The organism is Leifsonia sp. AG29 (assembly GCF_009765225.1).
Taxonomy (GTDB): domain Bacteria; phylum Actinomycetota; class Actinomycetes; order Actinomycetales; family Microbacteriaceae; genus Leifsonia.
The window spans coordinates 1744398-1768643 of the sequence record NZ_VMSF01000001.1 but is presented as its reverse complement, the minus strand read 5'-3'; the positions used below and the strand labels follow the sequence as shown (position 1 = coordinate 1768643).

Genomic DNA, 24246 nt, shown 5'->3' with positions numbered 1-24246 from the left:
AACCATGGCTGACCCGAAGGGCTTCCTGAAGGTGACCGAACGGGAGCTGCCGAAGCGGCGCCCGGTCTCCGTCCGGATCATGGACTGGAAAGAGGTCTACGAAGCCGGAGACCCGGCGCAGCTGCGGCGTCAGGCCGGTCGCTGCATGGACTGCGGCATCCCGTTCTGCCACCAGGGCTGCCCGCTCGGGAACCTCATCCCGGAGTGGAACGACCTCATGTGGCGGGGCGAGGGCCGTCAGGCGATCGAGCGCCTCCACGCGACGAACAACTTCCCGGAGTTCACCGGGCGGCTCTGCCCCGCGCCGTGCGAGTCCTCGTGCGTGCTCGGCATCAACCAGCCGGCGGTGACGATCAAGCAGGTCGAGGTGTCGATCATCGACCAGGCCTGGCAGAACGGCTGGGTGCAGCCGCACCCGCCGGAGCGTCTCACCGGCAAGACGGTCGCCGTCGTCGGGTCGGGTCCCGCGGGCCTGGCCGCTGCCCAGCAGCTCACCCGCGCCGGCCACACCGTCGCGGTCTACGAGCGCGACGACCGCATCGGGGGCCTGCTGCGCTACGGCATCCCGGACTTCAAGATGGAGAAGAAGCATCTGGAGGCCCGGCTCAACCAGATGATGGCGGAGGGCACCCGCTTCCGCGCGGGCGTGAACATCGGCGTCGACATCAGCTGGGACGACCTCCGCGCACGGTACGACGCCGTGATCGTCGCCACCGGTGCCATGGTCCCGCGTGACCTGCCGATCCCGGGACGCGACCTCTCCGGCGTGCACTTCGCGATGGAGTACCTGGTCCAGCAGAACAAGGCTGGTGCCGGCGACCAGGTCGCGGACCAGATCACCGCCGACGGCAAGCACGTCATCGTCCTGGGCGGCGGCGACACCGGTGCTGACTGCATCGGCACGGCCCACCGTCAGGGCGCCGCGAGCGTGACCAACCTCGCGATCGGCAAGCAGCCGCCCGCGGAGCGTCCCGGGCACCAGCCGTGGCCGACCACGCCCACGCTCTTCGAGGTGCAGAGCGCCCACGAGGAGGGCGGTCACCGCGAGTACCTCGCGTCGACCGTCGAGTTCCTCGCGAACGAGTACGGGGAGGTGCGCGCGCTGCGCGTCGCCGAGACCGAGTACCTCGACGGCCGGCGTGTCCCGAAGGCCGGAACCGAGCGCGAGATCCCGGCGGACCTCGTGCTGCTGGCGCTCGGGTTCACCGGCCCGGAGCAGTCCGACCTCGCCGGTCAGCTGGGCCTCGCGTTCGACGACCGCGGGAACGTGCGCCGCGACGGCGAGTACCACACCGATCAGCCGGGCGTGTTCGTCGCCGGCGACGCCGGGCGGGGTCAATCGCTCATCGTGTGGGCGATCGCGGAGGGCCGGGCAGCGGCCGCCGCCGTCGACCGGTATCTTGAAGGGGAGACCCAGTTGCCGTCGCCGGTCCGTCCGACGGACCGCGGCATCCTGGTCTGACCCCCTCCACCACCGATAACGCGCCCTCGCGCGCGAGAATCACGGAGCAGCAAGAAAGCATGAGAAGGGCGAAAATCGTCGCGACCCTGGGTCCGGCGACCTCCAGCTATGACAACATCCGCGCGATCATCGACGCGGGCGTTGACGTGGCCCGGATGAATCTGAGCCACGGCAGCTACGAGGTGCACGAGGGGGTCTACGCCAACGTGCGGAAGGCCGCCGCCGACGCCGGGAAGCCGGTCGCCGTCCTGGTCGACCTGCAGGGTCCGAAGATCCGCCTGGGCAAGTTCGAGGCGGGGCCGTACGAGCTCGCCGAGGGCGACATCTTCAAGATCACCACCGAGGACATCATCGGGACGAAGGAGATCTCGTCGACGACGTTCAAGGGGCTCCCGCACGACGTCAACCCGGGCGACTACCTCCTGATCGACGACGGCAAGGTCCGTGTCCGCGTGCTCGAGACCGACGGGACGGTCGTCACGACCGAGGTCGTCGTGGCCGGTCCCGTCTCGAACAACAAGGGCATCAACCTCCCGGGTGTCGCGGTCAACGTGCCGGCGCTGTCCGACAAGGACGAGGCCGACCTGCGCTGGGGCCTCAGCCTCGGCGCAGACCTGATCGCGCTCTCGTTCGTGCGCAACGCCTCCGACATCGCGCGCGTTCACGAGATCATGGCGGAGGAGGGGCGCCGCGTCCCCGTCGTCGCCAAGATCGAGAAGCCCCAGGCCGTGGAGGCGCTCGAGGGCATCATCGAGGCGTTCGACGCGATCATGGTCGCCCGTGGCGACCTGGGCGTCGAGCTCCCGCTCGAGGCCGTCCCGATCGTCCAGAAGCGCGCGATCGAGCTGGCCCGCCGCGCGGCGAAGCCGGTCATCGTGGCGACGCAGATGCTCGAATCGATGATCTCGAGCCCGGTCCCGACCCGCGCCGAGACGTCCGACGTGGCGAACGCGGTCCTCGACGGCGCCGACGCGGTCATGCTCTCGGGTGAGACCAGTGTCGGCGAGTACCCGGCCATCACGGTCCAGACCATGGCGCGGATCGTGAAGTCGACCGAGGAGCACGGGCTGGAGCGGATCGCGCCCCTCGGCACCAAGCCCCGGACCCAGTCCGGCGCGATCACGGCCGCTGCGACCGAGGTCGCCGAGTTCGTCGAGGCGAAGTACCTCTGCGTGTTCACGGAGTCGGGGGAGTCGGCTCGTCGCATGGCCCGTCTCCGGAACCAGATCCCGATCCTGGCGTTCACGCCCGAGGAGGAGACGCGTCGCAAGATGGCGCTCTACTGGGGCGTCGAGTCGTTCGTCGTCGATCGTGTGACCCACACCGACCAGATGGTCGCCCAGGTCGACGAGGCGCTGAAGTCCACCGGCCGCGCCGTGAACGGCGACAAGGTCATCATCATCTCCGGCTCCCCTCCCGGGATCCCCGGTACCACGAACGACATCCGCGTGCACAAGGTCGGCGACGTCCTCTGACCACCCGGAGGAAGGCCCCGCTTCGTGCGGGGCCTTCCGCGTCTTCGGCGACCGCAGGAGCAGGGTCATCCCTTCGGATGACACCGCTCATCCCTGCGAACGGTTCCCCGGGTTCACATCGACTTCGCAGGGCCGGGAGGCCCTCCGCGCGCGTACCCTGAATCCATGAAGCATCGCTGGGTGCGCTGGCTGCCCGCTGTCGTCGTCCCCGCCGTGATCGCCGTCGGGGCGATCGCGGCTCCTCTCGCCGCGGGTGCGGCGGACTTGCCGGTCCGGACCCCGTCCGACGTGCTCCGCCTCGTCGCCTCGAGCGGCTCGCAGGCGTTCTCCGGAACGGTCGAGCAGACCTCGTCGCTCGGACTCCCGGACCTCCCGAAGACCTCGTCCAGTGCGTCGGACAGCAGCGCGACGAACACCCTGGAACTGCTTCTCGCCGATCACACGGCCAAGGTGTGGGCCGATGGTGCGACCCGTCAGCGCGTCCAGGTGCTCGACCAGCTCGCGGAGCGCGACGTCATCCGGAACGGCTCGGATGTCTGGCTGTACGACTCGAAGGGCGAGAAGGCCACCCATGCCACGCTGCCCGAGCACGCCGGCGCGAGCACCGCTCCGGACGCCTCCGCGATGACGCCCGAGCAGCTCGCGCAGCGCTTCCTCGCCTCCGTCGACCCGAGCACGAGCGTCACCCTCGCTGACAACGTCACCGTCGCGGGTCGGAACGCGTACGACCTCGTCCTCAAGCCACGGACCGACGCCACGCTGGTCGGGTCCGTGTCGATCGCCGTAGACGGCAGCACCGGCGTCCCCTTGCGGGTCTCGGTGACCGCGCGGGGAGCAGGCTCCCCGGCGTTCGAAGCCGCCTTCTCGAGCTTCAGCAGCGACCGACCCGACCCGGCTCTGTTCGCCTTCACGCCCCCGCCCGGCGCCTCGGTGTCGCAGCCGCCGAGTCGGGGGGAGGAATCCCCCCGGCACAGCGGCGAGCCGAAGCCGACCGTCACCGGCGACGGCTGGGCGGCCATCGTGACGCTCCCCGCGGGGTCCGCTCCGGCCTCGGTCACGAGCGACCCGCTCTTCGGGCAGCTGACGCAGCCGGTCGCCGGCGGGCGCGCGCTGAGCTCCTCCCTCCTGTCGGTCCTCGTGACCGACGACGGCCGGGTGCTCGCGGGGGCGGTGCCGGTCTCCGCCCTGCAGGCCGCGGCGCGGTGACCGACGTCGCGATCGCGACCAGCGGCCTGACGAAGCGCTTCCGGTCGCGCGCGGTCGTCGACGGCGTCGACCTGTCGGTCCCGCGCGGGTCCGTGTTCGGCTTCCTCGGCCCCAACGGGTCGGGGAAGACGACGACCATCCGGATGCTCCTCGGCCTGATCTCACCCTCGGCGGGCACGATGCACGTGCTGGGCGAGCCGATGCCGGACCGCCTGGAGCACGTCCTGCCCCGCGTCGGTGCCCTGGTGGAGGGTCCGGCCTTCGCGCCCTACCTGTCCGGTGAGGCGAACCTCATCCGCCGGGACTCGGCAGACCGGTGGGCGCCCGGCGCGACCCGCGCTGCCCGAGTCAGGTCGGCGCTCGAGCGCGTCGGACTCTCGCATGCCGCCGGGAAGCACGTCAGGGCGTACTCCCTCGGGATGAAGCAGCGGCTCGGGATCGCGGGCGCTCTGCTCACCGACCGCGACCTCCTCGTGCTCGACGAGCCGACCAACGGCCTTGATCCGCAGGGGACGCGGGAGGTGCGGTCGCTCATCCGCTCGCTCGCGGGCGAGGGGACGACGGTGTTCGTCTCGAGCCACCTGCTCGCGGAGATCGAGCAGATCTGCACGCACGCCGCGATCATGCGCGCCGGGAGGATCGTCGCCCAGGGACCGCTCGACGATCTCCGCACGGGCAGCGGCCCGAGGGTCGTCGTCGTGACGCCCGACCGGGACATCGCGAACCGCGTCCTCGCCGGTCGCGGCCTTCACACGGAGGCGCGGGACGACGGTGTGGAGGCGCCCCTCCCGCCCGGCTCGCCGCCGGCCGAGGAGCTGGCGGCCGCGCTCGTCGAAGGCGGCGTCCGCCTGCGCGGCTACGCCGTCCGCAGCTCCAGCCTGGAGGAGCGGTTCGTCGAGCTCACCGGGGAGGGCTTCGATGTCGAGCAGTGAGGCGGCCCCGGGCGCAGGCACGGGAACCGAGCGCCCATCGGCGACGATCGCCGCCGCGCGTCCGGCAGCGGACCGCCTGCAGCGTCCCTCCGCGGGCTGGGCGCTGCTGGGCTCCGAGCTCGCCGTGCTGTTCCGTCGCTGGCGCACGTGGGCCATGCTGGCGGCGCTGGCAGCGATCCCGGTGCTCATCGCCGTCGCGGTCCGGATCACCGGGTCGTCCCGCGGCCCCGCGTTCCTCAGCCAGATCACGAGCAACGGCATCTTCGTCTCGTTCACGGCGCTCGTCGTGTGCGTGCCCCTGTTCCTGCCGCTGACGATCGGCGTCGTGGCCGGGGACACCATCGCGGGGGAGGCGTCCCACGGCACGCTGCGGTACCTCGTCATAGCGCCAGCCGGTCGTCTGCGCCTGCTCGCCGTGAAGTACGCGGGCTGCGCGGCGTTCTGCGTGGCGGCCGCTCTCGTCGTCGGCGTGGCGGGCGCCCTCATCGGGATGCTGCTCTTCCCGATCGGTCCGGTGACGCTGCTGTCGGGCGTCCAGGTCGGGATCGGGGAGGCGTACCTCCGCCTGCTGCTGATCGCCCTGTACATCGTGGTCTCGCTGCTGGGGCTGTGCGCGATCGGGCTGTTCCTGTCCACCATGACCGACGTCCCGGTCGGGGCGATGGCCGCGACCGCCGTGCTCGCCGTGATCTCGCAGGTGCTCGACCAGTTGCCGCAGCTCTCGGCGCTGCACCCGTGGCTGTTCAGCCACTACTGGCTGGGGTTCGGCGACTTCCTGCGCGCCCCGATCGTCTGGGACTCGTTCGGGAGTAACGCGCTCCTGCAGCTCGGCTACATCGCGGTCTTCGGCGCTCTCGCCATCGGCCGCTTCACGACGAAGGACATCCTGTCCTGAGCTGACAGCGTGGCGGTGGCCCGTCGCCTCAGGGAATCGACTCGGCCGCCGACTCGAGCTCGGACCTCGGATGGTCGCGCTGCGTCGCGATGGTGATCCCTGCGGCCAGGCAGACGATCACGATCCCGGCCAGCTGGACGGGTGAGAACCGCTCGCCGAGGACCAGCACGCCGAAGGCGGTCGCGATCACCGGGCCGACGCTCGTGATCACGGCGTACAGGCGCGGGGTGATCCGCCGGAGGATGAAGGTGTCGAGGCTGTACGGGACGGCGCTCGAGAGCACCCCGGCGGCGAGCAGGAGCACGGCGATCCTCCAGTCGATGCGCGAGACGTCGATCAGTGCGAGCGCGATCGGCACCGTCAGCACCATCGATACCACGCTCGCCACGCTGAGCCCCTCGAGACCGGGGAGGCGCGTCGCCACCTGGCGGGTCAGCAGGATGTACGCGGCCCACGACGCCGCGGCTGTCAGGGCGAGCGCGACCCCGACCGGGTCGATCGCGCCCTCCGTTCCGGTGAGGAGGACCACACCGGCCGCGGCCGCGACGGCACAGGCGGCGTCGAGCAGCCGGCGCGAGCCGGCGAGCGCGAGCGCGAACGGACCCAGGAACTCGATCGTCGCGGCGATGCCGAGGCCGAGCCTCCCCACGGCCTCGTAGAAGCTGAGATTCATGGCGGCGAGCACCACCCCGAGGGCTAGCGCCGGCCAGAGGCGCCGCCAGGTGAGCTCGGCGCGGCGCGGCCGGTAGAAGGGCAGGACGGCCGCGGCGATCACCACCTGGCGCACAGCGACGACGACGACGGAGCCGACGACGGGGATCAGCAGTCCGGCGATCGACGATCCGAAGTTGATGCTGACCTCGGTCGCGACTTGCGTGCCCGCTCCGACGAGGCGGTCGCGCTGAGAACTCACCCGGTCGATTCTAGGTCGTCGCGCAGGCCCGATCAGCGCAACCGGAGCCGCATGATGGCGCGCGTCGCGCTCGGGCGGCGGACCTCCTCGAAGCCGGCAGCCCGGAACAGCCCGACCGTCCCGTGGTAGCGCTCGGCGCTCGACAGGGAGGGACGCACCTGCGGGTCGACCGGGTATCCCTCGAGCACCTCGGCGCCGTGGTCGCGTGCGTGGCCGATCGCGCCCGCGAGGAGCGCCCGCGCGATCCCGCGCCCGCGGAACTCGAGGCGCACCACGAAGCACGTGGCGGCCCACGGGTCGGCCGGATCGCCGTCGCGCCTACGGGTGATGGGCGACCGGGTCAGCGCGGGGTAGGCCGAGAAGGGCTCCACCGCCGCCCAGCCCACGGGAGCGCCTCCGACGTAAGCGAGCACACCCCGGTCGGTCTCGTCCAGCTGCTCGTGGAGGAGCGCGGACTTCTCCTGCCGCGATGCGGCGTCCCACTCCGACCGGCGCAGCTTGAACCACTGGCACCAGCACGACGCGGGATCGCCCCTGGTGCCCATCACGGCCGACACGTCCTCCCACCGGGCGCCGCCCGCGGCGGCCACCGTCACCTCGTCGTGAGTCATGGGTCGACCCTAGTGCCGACCGGCGGGTGAACGTCTGCTGGACGATGGCCCTCCGCCCTGTCGCCGCGGTGCGGCCGCCGCGTACGATGCGCGCGGGAGGACCACACATGACGAACGCTCCGCTCTCCGACGACACGCTGGACCGGCTGGACGCCTGGTGGCGCGCCGCGAACTATCTCTCGGTCGGGCAGATCTACCTGCTCGACAACCCGCTGCTGCGTCGGCCGCTCGCGCGCGAGGACATCAAACCGCGGCTGCTCGGCCACTGGGGCACGACCCCCGGCCTCAACTTCGTCTACGCGCATCTCAACCGCGCGATCCAGGAGAGGGACCTCGACACGATCTTCGTCGCCGGACCCGGTCACGGAGGGCCCGGCGTCGTCGCGAGCGCCTACCTCGACGGGACGTACAGCGAGACCTACAGCGCGATCGACCCCAGCGAGGACGGCCTGCGCCGCCTGTTCCGGCAGTTCTCCTTCCCGGGAGGGATCCCGAGTCACGCCGCGCCCGAGACGCCGGGGTCCATCCACGAGGGAGGCGAACTGGGCTACGCCCTCTCGCACGCGTACGGCGCCGCCTTCGACAACCCGGGCCTCCTGGTCGCAGCCGTCGTCGGCGACGGCGAAGCGGAGACGGGTCCGCTCGCGACCGCGTGGCACTCGAACAAGTTCCTCAACCCGGTCACCGACGGCGTCGTCCTCCCGATTCTCCACCTGAACGGGTACAAGATCGCGAATCCCACGGTGCTCGCACGCATCCCCGAGGACGAGCTCCTCCAGCTCATGCGCGGCTACGGGTACTCGCCCTACCTCGTCTCGGGCGGATTCGACGGGGAGGATCCCCGCGAGGTCCACAAGCGCATGGCGGGGACCCTCGACGAGATCCTCGACCGGATCGCCGAGATCAAGCGCGCGGCCGCCGCCGGTGAGCTCGACGGCCGTCCGGCCTGGCCGATGCTCATCCTGCGGACGCCCAAGGGATGGACCTGCCCGGCGGAGATCGACGGGCATCCGGCGGAGAACAACTGGCGCGCTCACCAGGTGCCGCTGGAGAACGCGCGCGATTCGGAGGAGCACACGCGGATCCTCGAGGACTGGCTGCTCTCCTACCGTCCGGAGGAGCTGTTCGACGAGTCGGGGGCCCCCGTCGAGCGCGTCCTCTCGCTCGCCCCGGAAGGCGACCGGCGCATGAGCGCCAACCCGGTCGCGAACGGCGGACTCCTCCGGCGCGACCTCCGGCTGCCCGACTTCCGCGACTATGCGGTCGACGTGCACCGTCCCGGTGAGACGGTGGCGGAGGCGACGCGGGTGCTCGGTCAGTGGCTGCGCGATGTCATGCGCGGCAACCCCGAGGACTTCCGCTTGTTCGGGCCCGACGAGATCGCCTCCAACCGGCTTCAGGCGGTCTATGAGGTCTCGCCGAAGCAGTGGAACGGCGAGTATCTGCCGATCGACGCCGACAACCACTTGGGCCCCGCGGGGCGCTCGATGGAGGTGCTGAGCGAGCACCAGTGCCAGGGCTGGCTCGAGGGCTACCTGCTGACCGGGCGGCACGGCGTCCTCACGTCCTATGAGGCGTTCATCCACATCGTCGACTCCATGTTCAATCAGCACGCCAAGTGGCTGAAGAGCTCGCGCGAGATCCCCTGGCGCCGGCCGATCGCCTCCCTCAACTACCTGCTCAGCTCGCACGTGTGGCGGCAGGACCACAACGGCGCCTCGCACCAGGACCCGGGGTTCATCGACCACGTGGTCAACAAGAAGGCGGATGTGGTCCGGGTCTACCTGCCCTTCGACGCCAACACGCTCCTGTCGACGTACGATCACTGCCTCCGTTCGGTCGACTACGTCAACGTCGTGGTGGCGGGCAAGCAGCCCGCACCGCAGTGGCTGAACATGGAGGACGCGATCGCCCACTGCACGCGCGGGATCGGCATCTTCCCGTGGGCGGGCACCGAGGCGGAGGGGGAGGAGCCCGACGTGGTCCTGGGCTGCGCCGGCGACGTCCCCACCCTGGAGGTGCTGGCCGCCGCCGACATCTTGCGCCGGCGCCTGCCCGGGCTCAAGGTGCGCGTCGTGAACGTCGTCGATCTCATGCGGCTGCAGAGCGAGGGCGAGCACCCGCACGGCCTGAGCGACCGGGAGTACGACGCGCTGTTCACGCCCGACAAGCCCGTGGTGTTCGCCTATCACGGCTACCCGTGGCTCATCCATCGGCTGACGTACCGCCGGACCGGACACGCCAACCTCCACGTCCGCGGGTACAAGGAGGAGGGGACGACGACGACGCCCTTCGACATGGTCATGCTCAACGACCTCGATCGCTACCACCTCGTGATCGACGTGATCGACCGTGTCCCCGGTCTCGCGGCCCGCGAGGCGGACCTCAGGCAGGAGATGCAGGACGCGCGCATCCGCGCCCGGGAGTACACCCGCGCCCACGGCGAGGACATCCCCGAGGTCGCGGAGTGGACGTGGGGAGGCGGCTCCCGGACGAGCAGGATCGACTCGACCGAGGCCGACAACGACTGACGCGGGTCAGAGCGGCTGGGCTCCGGCGGGGTCCACCACGGTGAGGACGGGGATCTTTGCCGTGCGGCCGTCACCCGACGACCGGCCGGTCAGCCGGCGGCCGATCCAGGGCAGCACATAGCGCCGGTAGTAGTCGGCGGTGCGGCGCGAACGGCCGCCTGCGGGGGCGCTCGCGACCTCCTCCACGCCCCACTCGGCGGGGACCGGCACGTCGAACGCCCGGAGAACGTTGCTCGCGACGCGGGCATGCCCGAGAGCGTTGAGATGGAGGCGGTCCTCGGACCAGTACCGGATGTCGCGCAGTCCGGCGTCCGCCCAGTTCTCGACGAAGGTGACCCCGTCGCGCGGGAGCTCCGCCCGGACCGCTCGTGCCAGCTCCTCGCCGCGCCTCCGGACGAGACCGCCGAGCGGCAGGTGCGCGGTCGGGTCCGCGCCGCTAAGGAGCAGCATGTGCGCCCCGCCGGCGACGACGCGATCGGCCGTGTCGATGAGGACCCGGGCCACCGACTCGATCGCGACACGGGGTCGCATGATGTCGTTGCCGCCGCCGTTGAGGCTGATCAGGTCGGGCTTCTGCGCGATCGCGGGCTCGACCTGCTCGGCCACGATCGGCCCGAGCTTCCGGCCCCGCACGGCGAGGTTGGCGTACCGCACCGGGCCCGGCGACGCAGCCGCGAGGCCCAGCGCGACGAAGTCGGCCCAGCCGCGCTGGCGCCCGTCCGGGAGATCGTCTCCGACACCCTCCGTGAAGGAGTCTCCGATCGCTATATAGCTGGTGAACACCCGACCAACGCTACCGCGCGTATCGGGGGCGGCGTCGCGTGCGCCGATCCCGCGGCTTCGCGTCAGCGGGCGATCAACGCCTGCCAGGCGAGCAGGTGCTCGACCGAGACCCCCTGATAGCCGGGGAGGGACGAGAGGGCGGCGCGCACCAGCCCGGTCTGCTCCTCCAGGGCGGCCGCCGTGTCATCGCCGAACGTCGCCGACGCGCCGCCCGCGACCGCGGGAGTGTCCGTCTCGACGCCGACCGTGAACGGGACGCCGGCGGCCGAGGCCGCCGCCGCGGCCGGTTGTGCGAGCGCGACGATGCCGTCCGGCCCCTCCGCGTGATCGCTGAAGGCGACGACCGCCACGGATGTCAGATGAGGCAGCAGTGCATCGAAGGCCGTACCTCCGTCGGGCTGCTGCTTGGCGGCGAGCCACCAGGGGAGGTCCGCCCCGATCGGTGTCGCGCCGATCGCCTCGCGGGTCGTGTCGTACATCGTCGACAACCGGGCGACGACGCCCGGGAGGTCCGCATCCGAGGAGACCGCCCAGGGTTCCACATCGAACTGGACCGCATCGAACGGCGCCGCGCGCAGGGCTGCCGCGGCCCAGGTCGCCGCCAAGGTGGGGTCGTCGGCCCAGGCCGGGTCGCCCCCGAGGGCCGCCACCTTCGTGACACCCGCTCCGTGCAGCGCTGTGACAGCGGCCGTGAGCCAGGGCCCGAAGGGTCCCTCGTCGGCCGCCCACGGGACGGAGAGGTAGACTGTGCGGAGGCCGTGACCGCGCGCGAAGTCGGCGAGCGCGTCGGGCTCGAACTGCGGCTCTCCGCGGCCTCGCGCGTCGACGGCGGGGTCGATCGGGTTGCCCCAGGCCCACAGGGCGGTGATGCCGGAGGGGGCGGACGACGCGCTCGGGTCGGTCAGCATGAGGCCGGCGCCGGTGTGCGGGCGGGCCGCGGCGGGAGCGGACGCTGCGGCGATCGTCCCGAGCGAGAGCAGCAGACCGATCGCGACGAGCGCGGAGCGGATCCGTGGAAGCTGCAAGGCGCACCCTTCGATCGACCGACGACGACGCTGCGGCTTCGGGTGTGCAGCCCTTTCATCCTCCCAGCCGTGAGCGCGGGGGACAGCCCACCTTCGGGGGACGGGCCCCGTGCGGGCCGATCAGTCCCGCCAGCCGAGCTCGGGCGCGAGCTGGGAGACGATCGTCTCCAGCAGGTGGGCGTTGTACTCGACGCCGAGCTGGTTGGGGATCGTCACGAGAAGGGTGTCGGCCTCCGCGATCGCGGCATCCTCGCGGAGCTCCTCCACCAGTCGGTCGGGCTCGCCCACGTAGCTCTTGCCGAACCGGGCGAGGCCGCCATCGAGGTGCCCGACCTGGTCGTGGCGGTCGGCGAGGGCGGAGGCGCCGAAATACCGGCGGTCGGTGTCGGTCGTGATCGGGATGATGCTCCGGCTGACGGACACCCGGGGCTCGCGCCCCCAGCCGGCCTCGGCCCACGCCTCCCGGTAGAGCCGGATCTGCTCGGCCTGGAGCTCGGAGAAGGGCACGCCGGTGTCCTCCGTGAGGAGGGTCGAGCTCATGAGGTTCATGCCCTGCTGCGCCGTCCACACCGCGCTGGCGCGGGTGCCCGAGCCCCACCAGATCCGGTCGGGAAGACCCGGGGACAGCGGCTCGATCGCCAGCGCGCCGCGCCGGCCTCCGGTCATCTGAGGGTTCGCCTCGGCCACGCCCGCGCCCGAGATGGCGGCGCGGAACAGGTCCGTGTGGTGGCGCGCGAGATCGGCGTCGGTCTCCCCATCGCCGGGAACGTAGCCGAACGACTCGTAGCCGTGGAGGGCCGTCTCGGGTGACCCGCGGCTCACGCCGAGCTGCAGCCTCCCACCGCTGATGAGATCGGCGGCCGCGGCGTCCTCGGCCATGTACAGCGGGTTCTCGTACCTCATGTCGATGACGGCGGTGCCGAGCTCGATGCGGCTCGTCCGGGCTCCCATGGCCGCGAGGAGGGGGAAGGGCGACGCCAGCTGCGGGGCGAAGTGGTGCACGCGGACGAAGGCGCCGTCCGCGCCGACCTCCTCGGCCGCGACGGCGAGTTCGACGTGCTGGCGAAGCGCGTCTCCCGCCGTCCTCGAGACCGATCCCGGGATCGCCTGATAGTGGCCGAAGGAGAGGAAGCCGATCCGTTTCACACAGGAGTCAAGCCCGCAGCGGCCGGAGCTATTCCAGCCCGGGCTCGGCGGATAGAGTCGCGTCGTGGCTGATTGGCTCTGTGCGACCTGCGCCGTCGAATTCCCCGAGGGGGAGGCGGCCCCCGCCTCGTGCCCGATCTGCGAGGACGAGCGGCAGTACGTCCCTCCCTCCGGGCAGCGCTGGACCACCCTGCAGGAGCTGCAGCGGGAGGGCGAGCGGGTCGTCGTGACCGAGCTCGAGCCGGAGCTCTTCGCGCTGCGGAGCGAGCCCAGGGTCGGGATCGGGCAGCAGGCGATGCTGCTGCGCACCCCGGAGGGGAACCTCCTGTGGGACCCGACGGGTTACGTCGACGAGGCCGCTGCCACGGCTGTGCAGGATCTCGGTGGGGCGGCGATCATCGCCTCCAGCCACCCGCACATGTTCGGCGCCCAGACGTCGTGGTCGCGCATGCTCGGCGACCCTCCGGTGCTCGTCAACGAGGCCGACCGGCACTGGGTGCAGCGGGAGGCGCCCGTGATCGAGACCTGGACGGGCGAGCTGGAGGTGCTTCCCCGCGTGACGCTCCGGACGATCGGCGGTCACTTCCCCGGCAGCGCGGTCGTCCACTGGGACCGCGGGGTCGTGCTGAGCGGCGACACCGTCTTCCCCGGCCCGTCGGAGCGCTGGGTGACCTTCCAGCGCAGCTTCCCCAACGACATCCCGCTGTCCGCGGCGGTCGTCCGGAGGGTCGCCGACCGGGTCTGCGACCGCCCGTTCGACCGGATGTACGGCAACCTGGGCAATCGCCTCCCGCGAGACGCCAGAGACACCGTCCTCCGCTCCGCGGACCGGTACATCGGCTGGGTCAGCGGCGACTTCGACCACCTCACGTGAGGATGCGGGCCAGCTCCTGGTCGAGGGCGGGCTTCGGCTTCGCGCCGATGATCGTCCCGATCACCTCGCCCTGCCGGAACACCTTGAGGACGGGAAGCGCCATCGCCCGGTAGGCGACCGCCGTGTCCATGTTCTCGTCGGCGTTCAGCTTCAGCAGCCGGAGCTCGGGGCGCTCCTCCTGAACCGTCTCGAGGATCGGCCCGAGCGCCCGGCAGGGCCCGCACCACTCCGCCCAGAACTCGACGATCGTCGTCCCGGGCGCCTCGAGCACCTCCCCCTGGAAGGTGTCGTCGGTGACGCTCGGGAGGGGGCTCCTGCTCTGCTTCATGCTCATGCCGCGATGCTAGAACCGGCCCCGCGGGTCAAGGTCAACCCTCCCGTCGAAATGCCCGTGCCCCCGCGGCGGCCCGGCGATCCTGTGCGAGCATGGGGGAGGAGGTGCCCATGGAGATCCTGAGCCCGCAGCAGATCCGCGAGTCGTTCGTCAACTGCTCCCGCAGCGAAGCCGAGGAGCTGTCCCTTCCGCCCGGCCTGCACGAGGTCGACTGGGCCCGCCGCGAGTACCTCGGGTGGCGCGACCCGCGCCTCCCGCAGCGCGGCTACGTCGTGATCCCCTCGGGCGACGGGCCCGTGGGCATCGTGCTCCGCGCCTCCGAGGCATCGATGCGCTCTCACGTGCCCTCCATGTGCGGCTGGTGCCAGGACGTGCAGCTCGTGCGCGACGTCTACTTCTGGTCCGCGCGCCGGGCAGGGCAGGCCGGGCGCAACGGCGACACGGTGGGCACCCTGGTCTGCGGCTCGTTCGAGTGCAGCGTCAACGTCCGGCGGACGCCGCCCCCGCAGTACGTCTCGTTCGACCCCGACCGGGTGATCGAGGAGCGGATCGCGGGTCTCGCCGACCGGGCGCGCCGCTTCGCGGCGACGGTGGTGGGCGCGCGCATCTGACCCCGGTCGTATCGGACCGGTCGCCGTCCATGGCGGATTCATAGGCACCCGCAAGCACCCTCCCACCCTGCGTAAGGATGCGGAAAGAAATCCGGTCCAGTCTGGTATCAGGCTCAGGGAGGGAGGACGCCATGGACGTCCGGTCAGCGGGGAAGCGCACCGCGGTGGCGGTGACGACGGTCGTCAGCGTGCTCAGCCTGGCGGTCACGGGACTGCTCTCGGGCTTCCTCTTCGTGGGCTCGAAGACCTCGGGGACCGCCTCCACCGGAACGAGCGGAACGACCTCCGGCACTTCGGGGAGCTCGTCCTCGGAGGACGGCTCGACGGGAAGCTCGGGCCAGGGCGACGACAACGGCTCCGGGAGCAACAGCTTCACCGGGCCGGGCAGCGGTATCCAGCAGGGTCAGGGGGGTGGCGTCAGTGGGCAGTCCAGCGGCTCCTGACCGGGTCGCCGCGACGCACGAAGCAGCCGAGGACTGGACCGTCTGGGGACTCGCGGCCCGGCTCGTCGTGTCGCCGGCCAACCACCTGGCCGCCGCCCGACGGCTCGCTGACCGAGAACTGGCCGCGGTGACGACCGCCTGCAGCCGGTTCGAGCCCGACTCCGAGCTCTCAATACTGAACGCTGCGCCGCGCCCGGCGGACGGGCTGGAACTCAGCCCGCTGCTCGCCGAGTACGTCGCCGTGGCCCTCGACGTCGCCCGCCGCACCGGTGGCGCCGTCGACCCGGGACTCGGCTCCGATCTGGAGGGCCTGGGCTACGACCGCGACCTTGCCGACCTGGAGCCCGTCCGCGCAGGCGGCACCGCCGTCCCCGTCACCGTGTCCGTCGCTCGCAGCCCCCGCTGGGAGAGCGTCATGCTCACGGGCCGTCGGCTTCGGCTGCCGGACGACGTGCGCCTCGATCTGGGCGCCACCGCCAAGGCGCACACCGCCGACCGGATCGCCGCCCTGGTCGCGGCGGAGACGGGGGCCGACGTCCTCGTCTCCCTCGGCGGCGACATCGCCACGGCGGGCCCGGGCCTCCGGCGGTGGGAAGTGCTCGTCCAGGACCTGCCGGACGACCCCGCGACGGTCGTCTCGCTGCCGTCCGGAGCCGGCGTCGCCACCTCGAGCACGCAGAAGCGGCGGTGGAGCGAGGGCGGCGCCGTCCGGCACCACATCCTCGACCCCCGCTTCGGCCTCCCGGTGGAACCGGTGTGGCGGTCCGTCTCGGCGGCTGCCCGCACCTGCCTCGACGCGAACGCCCTCACGACGGCGGCGGTCGTCAAGGGGAGGGACGCGGTCGCCTGGCTGGAGGCGCGGTCGGCCGACGCCCGCCTCGTCGCGCGCGACGGCTCAGTCGTCACGACCGGCCGATGGCCGGAGGAGTCGCGGCCGTGAACGAGGTGCTCTGGGCGGTGGGGCGCGCGTCCGGCGTGGTGGCGCTCGTGCTGCTCACCGCCTCCCTGTGGCTGGGCATCGTCGCGCGGTCCGGGCGCCCGCTCCCCGGGATGCCTCGGTTCTCGGTGACGCTCGTCCACCGCAATCTCTCGCTCCTCTCCGTCGTGTTCATCACCGTGCACGTCCTGACGCTGCTCCTCGACCCCTACGCGAAGATGACCCCCGCCGACATCGTCGTCCCGTTCGCGGGAGCCGTGCAGCCCTTCTGGCTGGGCCTCGGGACGGTCGCCGTCGACCTCATGATCGCGGTGACGGTCACCGCCCTGTTGCGGCGGCGGCTCGGGGTCCGCGTCTTCAAGACGATCCACTGGCTGTCCTACGCCCTCTGGCCGGTCGCGCTCCTCCACTCGATCGGGGACGGCACCGACGGTCGGTCGGGCTGGATGCTGCTGCTCGCCGCCGCCTCGGTCCTGTTCGTGATCGTCGCGGTGCTGTGGCGGGCGTCGGCCGGGTTCATCGAGGGCGCCATGACGCGCCGGAAGGAGCTGTCGTGACCATGACCTCGGAGCCCGTGACGGCGACGGCGGCGCCGGCCGGGACATCGCGACTGCTCTCGGCCGGCCCGTCGGCCGGCATGCCGGCTCACGTCGCCGCCTTCGGGCTGCGGCCGGCTCTCTCCGTGGAGACGCTCGTGCGCGAACTCGAGCGAGCGGGGCTGACCGGCCGGGGAGGTGCCGGGTTCCCCGCGTACCGCAAGCTGGCCGCGACGGCGGGCCGGCGCGCCCCGGTCGTGATCGGGAACGGCTCGGAGGGCGAGCCGTGGAGCTGGAAGGACGCCGTCCTCCTGGCCAACGCGCCGCACCTCGTGCTCGACGGCCTGCTCGTCGCCGGGGAGGCGCTCGGGGCTCGCCGGATGATCCTCTCTGTCCGGCATGAGGCGCTCGAGCCGCTTTCCCGCGCGATCGCCGAGCGCACCGATGCCCGGCGCGTCGAGCTCGTGGAGGCTGAGGACGGCTTCGTCGCCGGAGAGGCGACGGCCGTGGTCAACGCGCTGCAGACCGGCGTCGGGCTCCCGGTCGACCGCACTCGCCGCCTCAGCGAGCGCGGACTCGACGGGCGCCCCACCCTCCTCCACAACGTCGAGACCCTGGCACAGCTCGCCCTCGTCGCGCGGTACGGCGGAGACTGGTTCCGCTCGGTGGGCGACCCGGCACGGCCCGGGACGAGGCTCGTCACGGTGACGGGCGACGTCGCGGCCGAAGGCGTGCTGGAGGTCGCGACCGACGCCGACATCGCCTCCATCGTCGCTGCTGCCGGGGGACGTGCGGACACCGCGGCGGCCGTCCTGCTCGGCGGCTACCACGGGGAGTGGGTCAAGCCGTCGGAGACGAGCAGTCCCGCGGGCGCGAGCGCAGGCGCGGGCGTCGTGCACGTCCTTGGGCCCCAGCGCTGCGGGCTCGCCGCGACCTCGGAGATCGTCGACCGGCTCGCCGAGGCATCGGCGCGGCAGTGCGGGCCGTGCATGTTCGGCCTCCCTGCGCTCGCCGCGCGCTTCCGCGAGCTCGCGTTCGGCAGCGGCGGCCAGCACGCCGCGGCGGAGGCGGCTCGGCTGGCCGAGCTCGTCGACGGGAGAGGCGCCTGCCACCATCCGGACGGGTCCGCCCGGCTCGTCCGGAGCGCCCTGCGCGTCTTCGCCCGAGACGTCCACGCCCACCAGGCCGGCCGCTGCTCGAAGAGCCCGCGATGAGCGCCCGGCACGTCCTCCACGTCGACTGGACCCGCTGCGACGGCAGGGGACTCTGCGCAGAACTGCTCGAGGGATCGATCGGCCGCGACGACTGGGGCTACCCGTTCGCGGTGGGACAGCCCGTCGGCGCCCGGACCGACATCCCGGTCCGGCCGGATCAGCTCGAAGCGGCCGAGGACGCGGTGGCGCTCTGCCCCGTCCTCGCGCTGCGGCTCAGCCGGATCGAGGCTCCGCAGAGAGGTCGCGTGGCGCGCTGAGAGCAGCGCCGGAGGCTGTCGTGCCGCTGGTGGGACTCGAACCCACACGCCCTTCCGGACAAAGCATTTTGAGTGCTCCGCGTCTGCCATTCCGCCACAGCGGCGCACAACAACAACTGCACAATACCGTAGGCTTTCATGCGTGACTGACCAGGAGACCACCCCCACCGCACCCCGCCGCGTCGTCGTCGCGGAGGACGAATCGCTCATCCGTCTCGACATCGTCGAGATCCTGCGCGACAACGGTTTCGAAGTGGTCGGCGAGGCCGGAGACGGCGAGACCGCGGTCGCGCTCGCGACCGAACTGCGCCCCGACCTGGTGGTCATGGACGTGAAGATGCCGCAGCTCGACGGCATCTCCGCCGCCGAGCGGCTCTCCAAGGCGCACATCGCGCCGGTGGTCCTGCTCACCGCCTTCAGCCAGAAGGAGCTCGTCGAGCGCGCGACCGAGGCCGGTGCGCTGGCGTACGTGGTGAAGCCGTTCACCCCGAACGACCTGCTCCCCGCGATCGAGATCGCGCTCGCCCGCTACCAGCAGATCATCGCGCTCGAGGCCGAGGTCTCCGACATGGTGCAGCGCTTCGAGACCCGCAAGCTGGTCGACCGCGCGAAGGGCCTCCTCAACGAGAAGATGGGCCTCAGCGAGCCGGAGGCGTTCCGCTGGATCCAGAAGGCGTCGATGGACCGCCGCCTCACCATGCACGACGTGGCCCAGGCCATCATCGAGCAGCTCGCCCCCAAGAAGTAGGCGCTGCGCGCCTCCTGCGCTCCGGGCTTCCTGCGCTCCGCGCTCCGCGCCTCCCGCGCTCCGCGCCTCCACTGCGCCCTCCGCGCCTCCACTGCGCCCGAGATTCGTGCCGAATCTGGGCTCCGCCCACGCCTGAACCACATTCGTGCTGAATGTGGCGTCGGGCCGCTGCGGCGCCCCCACGAGATTCGTGCTGAATGTTGGGTCGGACAGCGTGCAAAGCGACATTCGTGCTGAATGTTGTTCTCGCGTCTCGCCGCGGCTCGCTGGATTCGGGCCGAATCCTGGTTCTGCCGGGGTTGAGGGCCGCATTCGTGACGAATGTCGGCGGCAAGCAGCAGCAGCGGCGGCGGCAGCGGCAGCAGCGGCGGCGGCGGCAGCGGCACAAGGCGCAAGCGCCGCGCGCCCGCCGCCTCAGCGGTCCTTGATCAGGTTCGTGATCCGGATCGTGGAGCAGCGCCTCCCCTGATCGTCGGTGACGGCGATCTCGTGGGTCGTGAGCGTGCGTCCGAGGTGGATGGGCGTGCACACGCCCGTGACGTAGCCGCTCGTCGCCGAGCGGGTGTGGGTCGCGTTGATCTCGATGCCCACGGCGAGGCGGTTCTCGCCCGCCCACAGGTTCGCCGACATCGAGCCGAGAGACTCGCCGAGCACCACGTAGGCGCCCCCGTGGAGCAGGTCGGCGGGCTGCGTGTTCCCCTCCACCGGCATCCGGGCGACAGCCCGCTCGAGGGTGAACTCGAGCATCTCGATGCCCATCTTCTCGGCCAGTGCGCCGAGGCCTCTCTGCTTCACGTACGCGAGCGCGTCGTCGGTCATCTCGGCGTCTCTCACCTTCGTCGGCCGGGCGGGGGGAGTGTCACCGGCCCCTTGTAGGCTGTACCGGTGTCGGACTCCGAAAAGCCTACCCTTCTGATCATCGACGGCCATTCGCTGGCGTTCCGGGCCTTCTACGCGCTCCCTGTCGACAGCTTCGTCAACCGCGAGGGCCAGCACACCAACGCGATCCACGGCTTCATCGCGATGTTCATCAACCTGCTCCAGCAGCAGAAGCCCACCCACCTCGCGGTGGCGTTCGACATCTCCCGCTACTCCTTCCGCACCCGCGAATACCCCGAGTACAAGGGCACCCGCGGCGAGACCCCGTCCGAGTTCGCCGGGCAGGTCCCGCTGCTCGAGGAGTCGCTCCACGCGATGAACGTGACCACGATCGCCAAGGAGGACTACGAGGCCGACGACATCCTGGCGACGCTCGCCCGGCGCGGGGTGGAGGAGGGCTACCGGGTGCTCCTCGTCTCCGGCGACCGCGACACCATCCAGCTGGTCAACGACGACGTGACGCTGCTCTACCCGAACGTCCGCGGCGTCTCCGAGCTGAAGGTCTACGATCCGGCGGCGGTGCGCGAGCGCTACGGCATCGAGCCGCACCAGTACCCCGAGATCGCTGCGCTCGTCGGCGAGACGAGCGACAACCTCATCGGCATCGACAAGGTGGGCGAGAAGACGGCGGTCAAGTGGGTGCAGCAGTACGGCACGGTCGAGAACCTCGTGGCACACGCCGACGAGATCAAGGGTGTCGTCGGGCAGAACCTCCGCGACCAGAAGGAGAACGCCCTCCGCAACCGCCGGCTCAACCAGCTCCGCGACGACGTCGAGCTGCCCGTCGAGCTCGACGACCTGCGACGGCGTCCCCTCGACGAGAAGGCGGTGCGCGACATCTTCGCGCGACTGCAGTTCAAGACCCTGCTCGAGCGCCTCCTCAAGACCGCCGCGGAGGACGGAATGCTCGAAGGAGCCGCCGGCCCGGTCGAGTCGGCCCACGCGGGTGCCGTCAGCGCCCCCGCGGTCCGCACGCTCGTCGACGAGGAGCTCGACCACTGGCTCACCAAGGCCGTGGAGGCAGGGACCCCGATCGCGGTGCAGCTCGAGCTGGGTCCGGCCGGCATCAGCGGGTTCGGGCTGGCCTCCGGAGACGACACCGTCTACGTGCCGTGGGCCGCGGGCCGCAGGGACTACGAGGGTCTTGAGCGGTGGCTCGCGAGCTCGGCGCCCAAGTACTTCTTCCACGCGAAGCCCCAGTTCAAGGCGCTGAGCCGGGCCGGGTTCATCGTCGACGGCCTCGCCTTCGACACGCGGATCGCCTCGTGGCTCGTCAATCCCGGAGCGGCGGCGCAGTCGCTGGCCGAGCAGGTGTATGAGGTGCTCGGCGAGACCCTGCCGGTCTCCGACCCCAACCAGCTCGTGCCGCTGAACGACGCCGTCAGCCCGGCGACCGAGGCCTGGTACATCCTCCGCGTCGCCGAGGGCCAGATGATCGCGCTCGACGAGGGCACGCGCGCCGTGCTCGACGACATCGAGCTCCCGCTCGTCGCGGTCCTCGCCGAGATGGAGCTCAACGGCGTCGCGATCGACACGGAGGTGCTCGGCCGGATCCGCGGGCAGCTGACCGACAAGGCCAACGACTACGCCGCCCGCGCCTACGCCGAGATCGGCCACGAGATCAACCTCGGCTCGCCGAAGCAGCTCCAGCAGGTGCTGTTCGAGGAGCTCGGCATGCCGAAGACGCGCTCCACCAAGACCGGCTACTCGACCGACGCCGGCTCGCTCGCCGACCTGCAGGAGAAGAACCCGCACCCCTTCCTCGGGCTCCTCCTCCAGCACCGCGATGCGACCAAGCTCAAGCAGATCGTCGAGACCCTCGAGCGGTCGATCACATCCGACGGCCGCATCCACACCACGTACGACCAGACCGGCACCAGCACCGGCCGCATCTCGTCCAACGACCCCAACCTGCAGAACATCCCCATCCGCACCGAGGAGGGGCGCGAGATCCGCTCCGCCTTCGTCAGCGGCGAGGGCTACGACACCCTCCTCACCGCCGACTACTCGCAGATCGAGATGCGCATCATGGCGCACCTCTCCGAAGACCCGGGACTGATCGAGGCCTTCAACGCGGGGGAGGACCTCCACCGGTTCGTCGGCTCACGCGTGTTCGGCGTCGACCCGTCCGAGGTCACACCGCTGATGCGCACCAAGGTGAAGGCGATGTCGTACGGGCTCGCGTACGGGCTGAGCGCCTTCGGCCTGTCGAAGCAGCTGCGCATCGAGACCTCGGAGGCACGCGACCTCATGAGCGGTTACTTCGAGCGCTTCGGGGCGGTGCGCGACTACCTCCGCAACGTCGTCGAGCGTGCCCGGGTCGACGGCTTCACCGAGACGATCTTCGGCCGCCGCCGCCCGTTCGCCGACCTGACCTCCACCAACCGGCTCCAGCGCGAGAACGCCGAGCGGCAGGCGCTCAACGCGCCGATCCAGGGCTCCGCGGCCGACATCATGAAGATCGCGATGCTCGGGATCGCGGGTGACCTGATCGACCAGCGGCTCGAGTCGCGTCTGCTCCTCCAGGTGCACGACGAGCTCATCTTCGAGGTGGCGGCGGGGGAGTGGGACGCTCTCGAGTCCATCGTCCGCACCCGCATGGCGGGCGCCGCCGACCTCCGGGTCCCTCTCGATGTGCAGGTCGGCCGGGGCGCCAACTGGGACGCCGCCGCGCACTGACCAGCTGCCCGTGCACCGCGGATGGGCGGGCGTGGGCGCTGGCCCGGCGGCCGCTCGCTTCAATAGGCTCGTCTCATGACGAACGCAGAGAAGCGCGAACCCACTCCGGTCGACACGATCGCCGAGAAGTGGGTCGACACCCAACTGGAGCTCTACCCCGAGTACCACGTATGGCTCGGCCGACCCGGCCGTGAGGGCGAGTACGCGGACTACTCACCGGCGGGCGCCGAGCACGCCATCGGCAAGGTCAAGGAGGCCCTGGCCGAGATCGAGACGGCCGAGCCGGTCGACGAGGTGGACCGCATCACCAAGATGGACCTGGCGCGCGAGCTCCAGCTGACCATCGAGAAGCACGAGGCCGGTTTCGGGCAGCGCGACCTCAACGTGATCGCCTCCCCGGCGCAGGAGCTCCGCGACATCTTCGACCTGGTCCCGACGGCCACCGTCGATGACTGGTCCAACGTCGCCAAGCGCCTCCACAACCTCCCGGCGGCGATGGACGGTTACGTCGAGACGCTGCGCAGCGGCATCGCAGCGGGCAACGTCCCGGCGATCCGACAGGTCCGGGAGGTCCTGGCTCAGGCCAACAAGCAGGTCGCCGACTCCGGCTTCTTCTTCGAGTTCACCGGCTCGGCGAAGGCCGGGCAGGAGGAGCTTCCCGCGTCGCTGAAGGCCGACCTGGCCGAGGGGGCGCGCGAGTCGGCTGCCGCCTACGCCAAGCTCGCCGACTTCCTCCAGAACGAACTCGCCCCGCACGCTCCCGAGAAGGACGCCGTCGGCCGCGAGCTGTACGCGCTTGCCTCGCGGAGCTTCCTCGGGGCCACGGTCGACCTCGACGAGACGTACGAGTGGGGCATCGAGGAGCTCGCGCGCATGGTCGCGGAGCAGGAGTCGATCGCGCGCGAGATCAAGCCCGGCGCGAGTGTCCGGGAGGCGATCGCCTTCCTCGACGGCGACCCGTCGCGCAAGCTCCACGGAACCGACGCGCTCCAGCGCTGGATGCAGGAGACGAGCGACCGCGCCATCGAGGAGCTCGGCCGGTCGCACTTCGACATCCCCGCCGAGATCCGGCGCCTCGAGTGCATGATCGCGCCGACCCAGGAAGGCGGCATCTACTACACCGGCCCGAGCGACGACTTCTCGCGCGCCGGCCGCATGTGGTGGAGCGTCCCGGAGGGCGTGACGGAGTTCGACACCTGGCGCGAGCTCACCACCGTGTATCACGAGGGCGTGCCGGGGCACCACCTCCAGATCGCCCAGGCGACCTACAACAAGGCGCAGCTCAACTCGTGGCGGCGCATCGCGGGCACCTCCGGTCACGCTGAAGGGTGGGCCCTCTACGCCGAGCGCCTGATGGAGCAGCTCGGCTATCTCGACGACCCCGCAGACCGGCTCGGCATGCTCGACGGTCAGCGCATGCGGGCCGCGCGGGTCGTCCTCGATATCGGTGTGCACCTCGAGAAGCAGCTGCCCGACGGCTCGGGGCCGTGGACCGGCGAGTACGCGTTCGGATTCCTCGGCGAGAACGTGAACATGAACGAGGGCTTCGTGCGGTTCGAGGTGAACCGCTACCTCGGCTGGCCCGGGCAGGCGCCGTCGTACAAGATCGGCCAGCGCATCTGGGAGCAGCTGCGCGACGAGTACGCGCGCCGCGAGGGCGACGCGTTCGACATCAAGGCGTTCCACAAGAAGGCGCTCGACATCGGCGGGGTCGGTCTCGACACGCTGAAGTCGGCCCTGCTCGACTGACGTCTC

23 protein-coding genes and 1 tRNA gene are annotated in these 24246 nt (G+C 71.2%); 16 read left to right on the top strand and 8 right to left on the bottom strand.

The features are described 5' to 3' along the window. Positions 1 to 4 precede the first annotated feature (4 nt). The 5 genes from FPT20_RS08545 to FPT20_RS08525 all read left to right on the top strand — a co-directional run bounded on the left by FPT20_RS08545 (position 5) and on the right by FPT20_RS08525 (position 5970). Positions 5 to 1462, top strand: coding sequence for a glutamate synthase subunit beta (locus tag FPT20_RS08545; RefSeq protein ID WP_158864387.1), 1458 nt, complete (start codon positions 5 to 7; stop codon positions 1460 to 1462). A gap of 59 nt (positions 1463 to 1521) precedes the next feature. Continuing rightward, the gene (pyk, locus tag FPT20_RS08540; protein WP_158864385.1) at positions 1522 to 2937 is read left to right on the top strand and encodes a pyruvate kinase; all 1416 of its coding nucleotides are present in this window, start codon (positions 1522 to 1524) and stop codon (positions 2935 to 2937) included. A 165-nt stretch (positions 2938 to 3102) separates the two neighbouring features. Then, positions 3103 to 4143 (top strand): LolA family protein, encoded by a 1041-nt coding sequence (locus tag FPT20_RS08535; RefSeq protein ID WP_199245723.1) that lies wholly within the window; start codon positions 3103 to 3105, stop codon positions 4141 to 4143. Next, positions 4140 to 5075 carry an ABC transporter ATP-binding protein gene (locus tag FPT20_RS08530; RefSeq protein ID WP_158864383.1) on the top strand — a complete coding sequence of 312 codons (936 nt, stop codon included), beginning with the start codon at positions 4140 to 4142 and terminating at the stop codon, positions 5073 to 5075. The genes FPT20_RS08535 and FPT20_RS08530 overlap by 4 nt, the downstream gene beginning before the upstream one ends. After that, entirely contained in the window at positions 5062 to 5970 is a 909-nt protein-coding gene (locus FPT20_RS08525) for an ABC transporter permease (protein ID WP_158864381.1), read from the top strand. The genes FPT20_RS08530 and FPT20_RS08525 overlap by 14 nt, the downstream gene beginning before the upstream one ends. A gap of 28 nt (positions 5971 to 5998) precedes the next feature. Here FPT20_RS08525 and FPT20_RS08520 read toward each other — a convergent pair whose 3' ends face one another. Continuing rightward, positions 5999 to 6883: an EamA family transporter gene (locus tag FPT20_RS08520; RefSeq protein WP_158864379.1), complete on the bottom strand. Its 885-nt coding sequence runs from the start codon at positions 6881 to 6883 to the stop codon at positions 5999 to 6001. A 32-nt stretch (positions 6884 to 6915) separates the two neighbouring features. Then, positions 6916 to 7494 (bottom strand): GNAT family N-acetyltransferase, encoded by a 579-nt coding sequence (locus FPT20_RS18110; protein WP_267902717.1) that lies wholly within the window; start codon positions 7492 to 7494, stop codon positions 6916 to 6918. A 107-nt stretch (positions 7495 to 7601) separates the two neighbouring features. Here FPT20_RS18110 and FPT20_RS08510 point away from each other — a divergent pair, with 107 nt between their 5' ends. Then, entirely contained in the window at positions 7602 to 10025 is a 2424-nt protein-coding gene (locus FPT20_RS08510) for a phosphoketolase family protein (protein ID WP_233265449.1), read from the top strand. A gap of 6 nt (positions 10026 to 10031) precedes the next feature. Here the strand turns inward: FPT20_RS08510 and FPT20_RS08505 are convergent, their stop codons facing one another. From FPT20_RS08505 to FPT20_RS08495, 3 genes are all read right to left on the bottom strand, one after another. Continuing rightward, a complete protein-coding gene (locus FPT20_RS08505) occupies positions 10032 to 10808 on the bottom strand; it encodes an SGNH/GDSL hydrolase family protein (RefSeq protein ID WP_158864377.1) in 777 nt (258 codons plus the stop codon). A gap of 62 nt (positions 10809 to 10870) precedes the next feature. Beyond that, positions 10871 to 11833: a hypothetical protein gene (locus tag FPT20_RS08500; RefSeq protein ID WP_158864374.1), complete on the bottom strand. Its 963-nt coding sequence runs from the start codon at positions 11831 to 11833 to the stop codon at positions 10871 to 10873. Between the two features lie 120 nt (positions 11834 to 11953). After that, a complete protein-coding gene (locus FPT20_RS08495) occupies positions 11954 to 12979 on the bottom strand; it encodes an LLM class flavin-dependent oxidoreductase (RefSeq protein WP_158864372.1) in 1026 nt (341 codons plus the stop codon). A gap of 64 nt (positions 12980 to 13043) precedes the next feature. Between FPT20_RS08495 and FPT20_RS08490 the strand changes: the two genes are divergently transcribed. Further along, entirely contained in the window at positions 13044 to 13853 is an 810-nt protein-coding gene (locus tag FPT20_RS08490; protein WP_233265448.1) for an MBL fold metallo-hydrolase, read from the top strand. Here FPT20_RS08490 and FPT20_RS08485 read toward each other — a convergent pair. Next, a complete protein-coding gene (locus FPT20_RS08485; RefSeq protein ID WP_233265447.1) occupies positions 13846 to 14187 on the bottom strand; it encodes a thioredoxin family protein in 342 nt (113 codons plus the stop codon). The two genes, FPT20_RS08490 and FPT20_RS08485, sit on opposite strands and share 8 nt — an antisense overlap. 110 nt (positions 14188 to 14297) lie before the next feature. Here FPT20_RS08485 and FPT20_RS08480 point away from each other — a divergent pair, with 110 nt between their 5' ends. The 6 genes from FPT20_RS08480 to FPT20_RS08455 all read left to right on the top strand — a co-directional run bounded on the left by FPT20_RS08480 (position 14298) and on the right by FPT20_RS08455 (position 18185). Then, a complete protein-coding gene (locus tag FPT20_RS08480) occupies positions 14298 to 14798 on the top strand; it encodes an FBP domain-containing protein (protein WP_158864370.1) in 501 nt (166 codons plus the stop codon). 131 nt (positions 14799 to 14929) lie between these two features. After that, entirely contained in the window at positions 14930 to 15241 is a 312-nt protein-coding gene (locus FPT20_RS08475; RefSeq protein ID WP_158864368.1) for a hypothetical protein, read from the top strand. Beyond that, positions 15219 to 16181, top strand: a complete 963-nt coding sequence (locus tag FPT20_RS08470; RefSeq protein WP_158864366.1) for an FAD:protein FMN transferase — start codon at positions 15219 to 15221, stop codon at positions 16179 to 16181. Before FPT20_RS08475 ends, FPT20_RS08470 begins: the two co-directional genes overlap by 23 nt. Next, positions 16178 to 16735, top strand: coding sequence for a ferric reductase-like transmembrane domain-containing protein (locus tag FPT20_RS08465; RefSeq protein ID WP_233265446.1), 558 nt, complete (start codon positions 16178 to 16180; stop codon positions 16733 to 16735). The genes FPT20_RS08470 and FPT20_RS08465 overlap by 4 nt, the downstream gene beginning before the upstream one ends. A gap of 2 nt (positions 16736 to 16737) precedes the next feature. Next, on the top strand, positions 16738 to 17928 hold the full coding sequence (locus tag FPT20_RS08460; RefSeq protein ID WP_158867957.1) for an NADH-ubiquinone oxidoreductase-F iron-sulfur binding region domain-containing protein: 1191 nt from the start codon (positions 16738 to 16740) through the stop codon (positions 17926 to 17928). Then, entirely contained in the window at positions 17925 to 18185 is a 261-nt protein-coding gene (locus FPT20_RS08455) for a ferredoxin (protein ID WP_158864362.1), read from the top strand. Before FPT20_RS08460 ends, FPT20_RS08455 begins: the two co-directional genes overlap by 4 nt. 21 nt (positions 18186 to 18206) lie before the next feature. Here FPT20_RS08455 and FPT20_RS08450 read toward each other — a convergent pair. After that, a tRNA-Leu gene (locus FPT20_RS08450) sits at positions 18207 to 18289 on the bottom strand. A 38-nt stretch (positions 18290 to 18327) separates the two neighbouring features. Here FPT20_RS08450 and FPT20_RS08445 point away from each other — a divergent pair. Next, positions 18328 to 18933, top strand: a complete 606-nt coding sequence (locus FPT20_RS08445; protein WP_158864360.1) for an ANTAR domain-containing response regulator — start codon at positions 18328 to 18330, stop codon at positions 18931 to 18933. A 414-nt stretch (positions 18934 to 19347) separates the two neighbouring features. Here the strand turns inward: FPT20_RS08445 and FPT20_RS08440 are convergent, their stop codons facing one another. Beyond that, positions 19348 to 19752 carry a hotdog fold thioesterase gene (locus FPT20_RS08440; RefSeq protein WP_158864358.1) on the bottom strand — a complete coding sequence of 135 codons (405 nt, stop codon included), beginning with the start codon at positions 19750 to 19752 and terminating at the stop codon, positions 19348 to 19350. 66 nt (positions 19753 to 19818) lie between these two features. Here FPT20_RS08440 and polA point away from each other — a divergent pair, with 66 nt between their 5' ends. Both polA and FPT20_RS08430 read left to right on the top strand, forming a co-directional pair. Continuing rightward, the gene (gene polA, locus FPT20_RS08435) at positions 19819 to 22491 is read left to right on the top strand and encodes a DNA polymerase I (RefSeq protein WP_158864356.1); all 2673 of its coding nucleotides are present in this window, start codon (positions 19819 to 19821) and stop codon (positions 22489 to 22491) included. 75 nt (positions 22492 to 22566) lie between these two features. Next, positions 22567 to 24240 (top strand): DUF885 domain-containing protein, encoded by a 1674-nt coding sequence (locus tag FPT20_RS08430; RefSeq protein WP_158864354.1) that lies wholly within the window; start codon positions 22567 to 22569, stop codon positions 24238 to 24240. Positions 24241 to 24246: the final 6 nt, after the last annotated feature.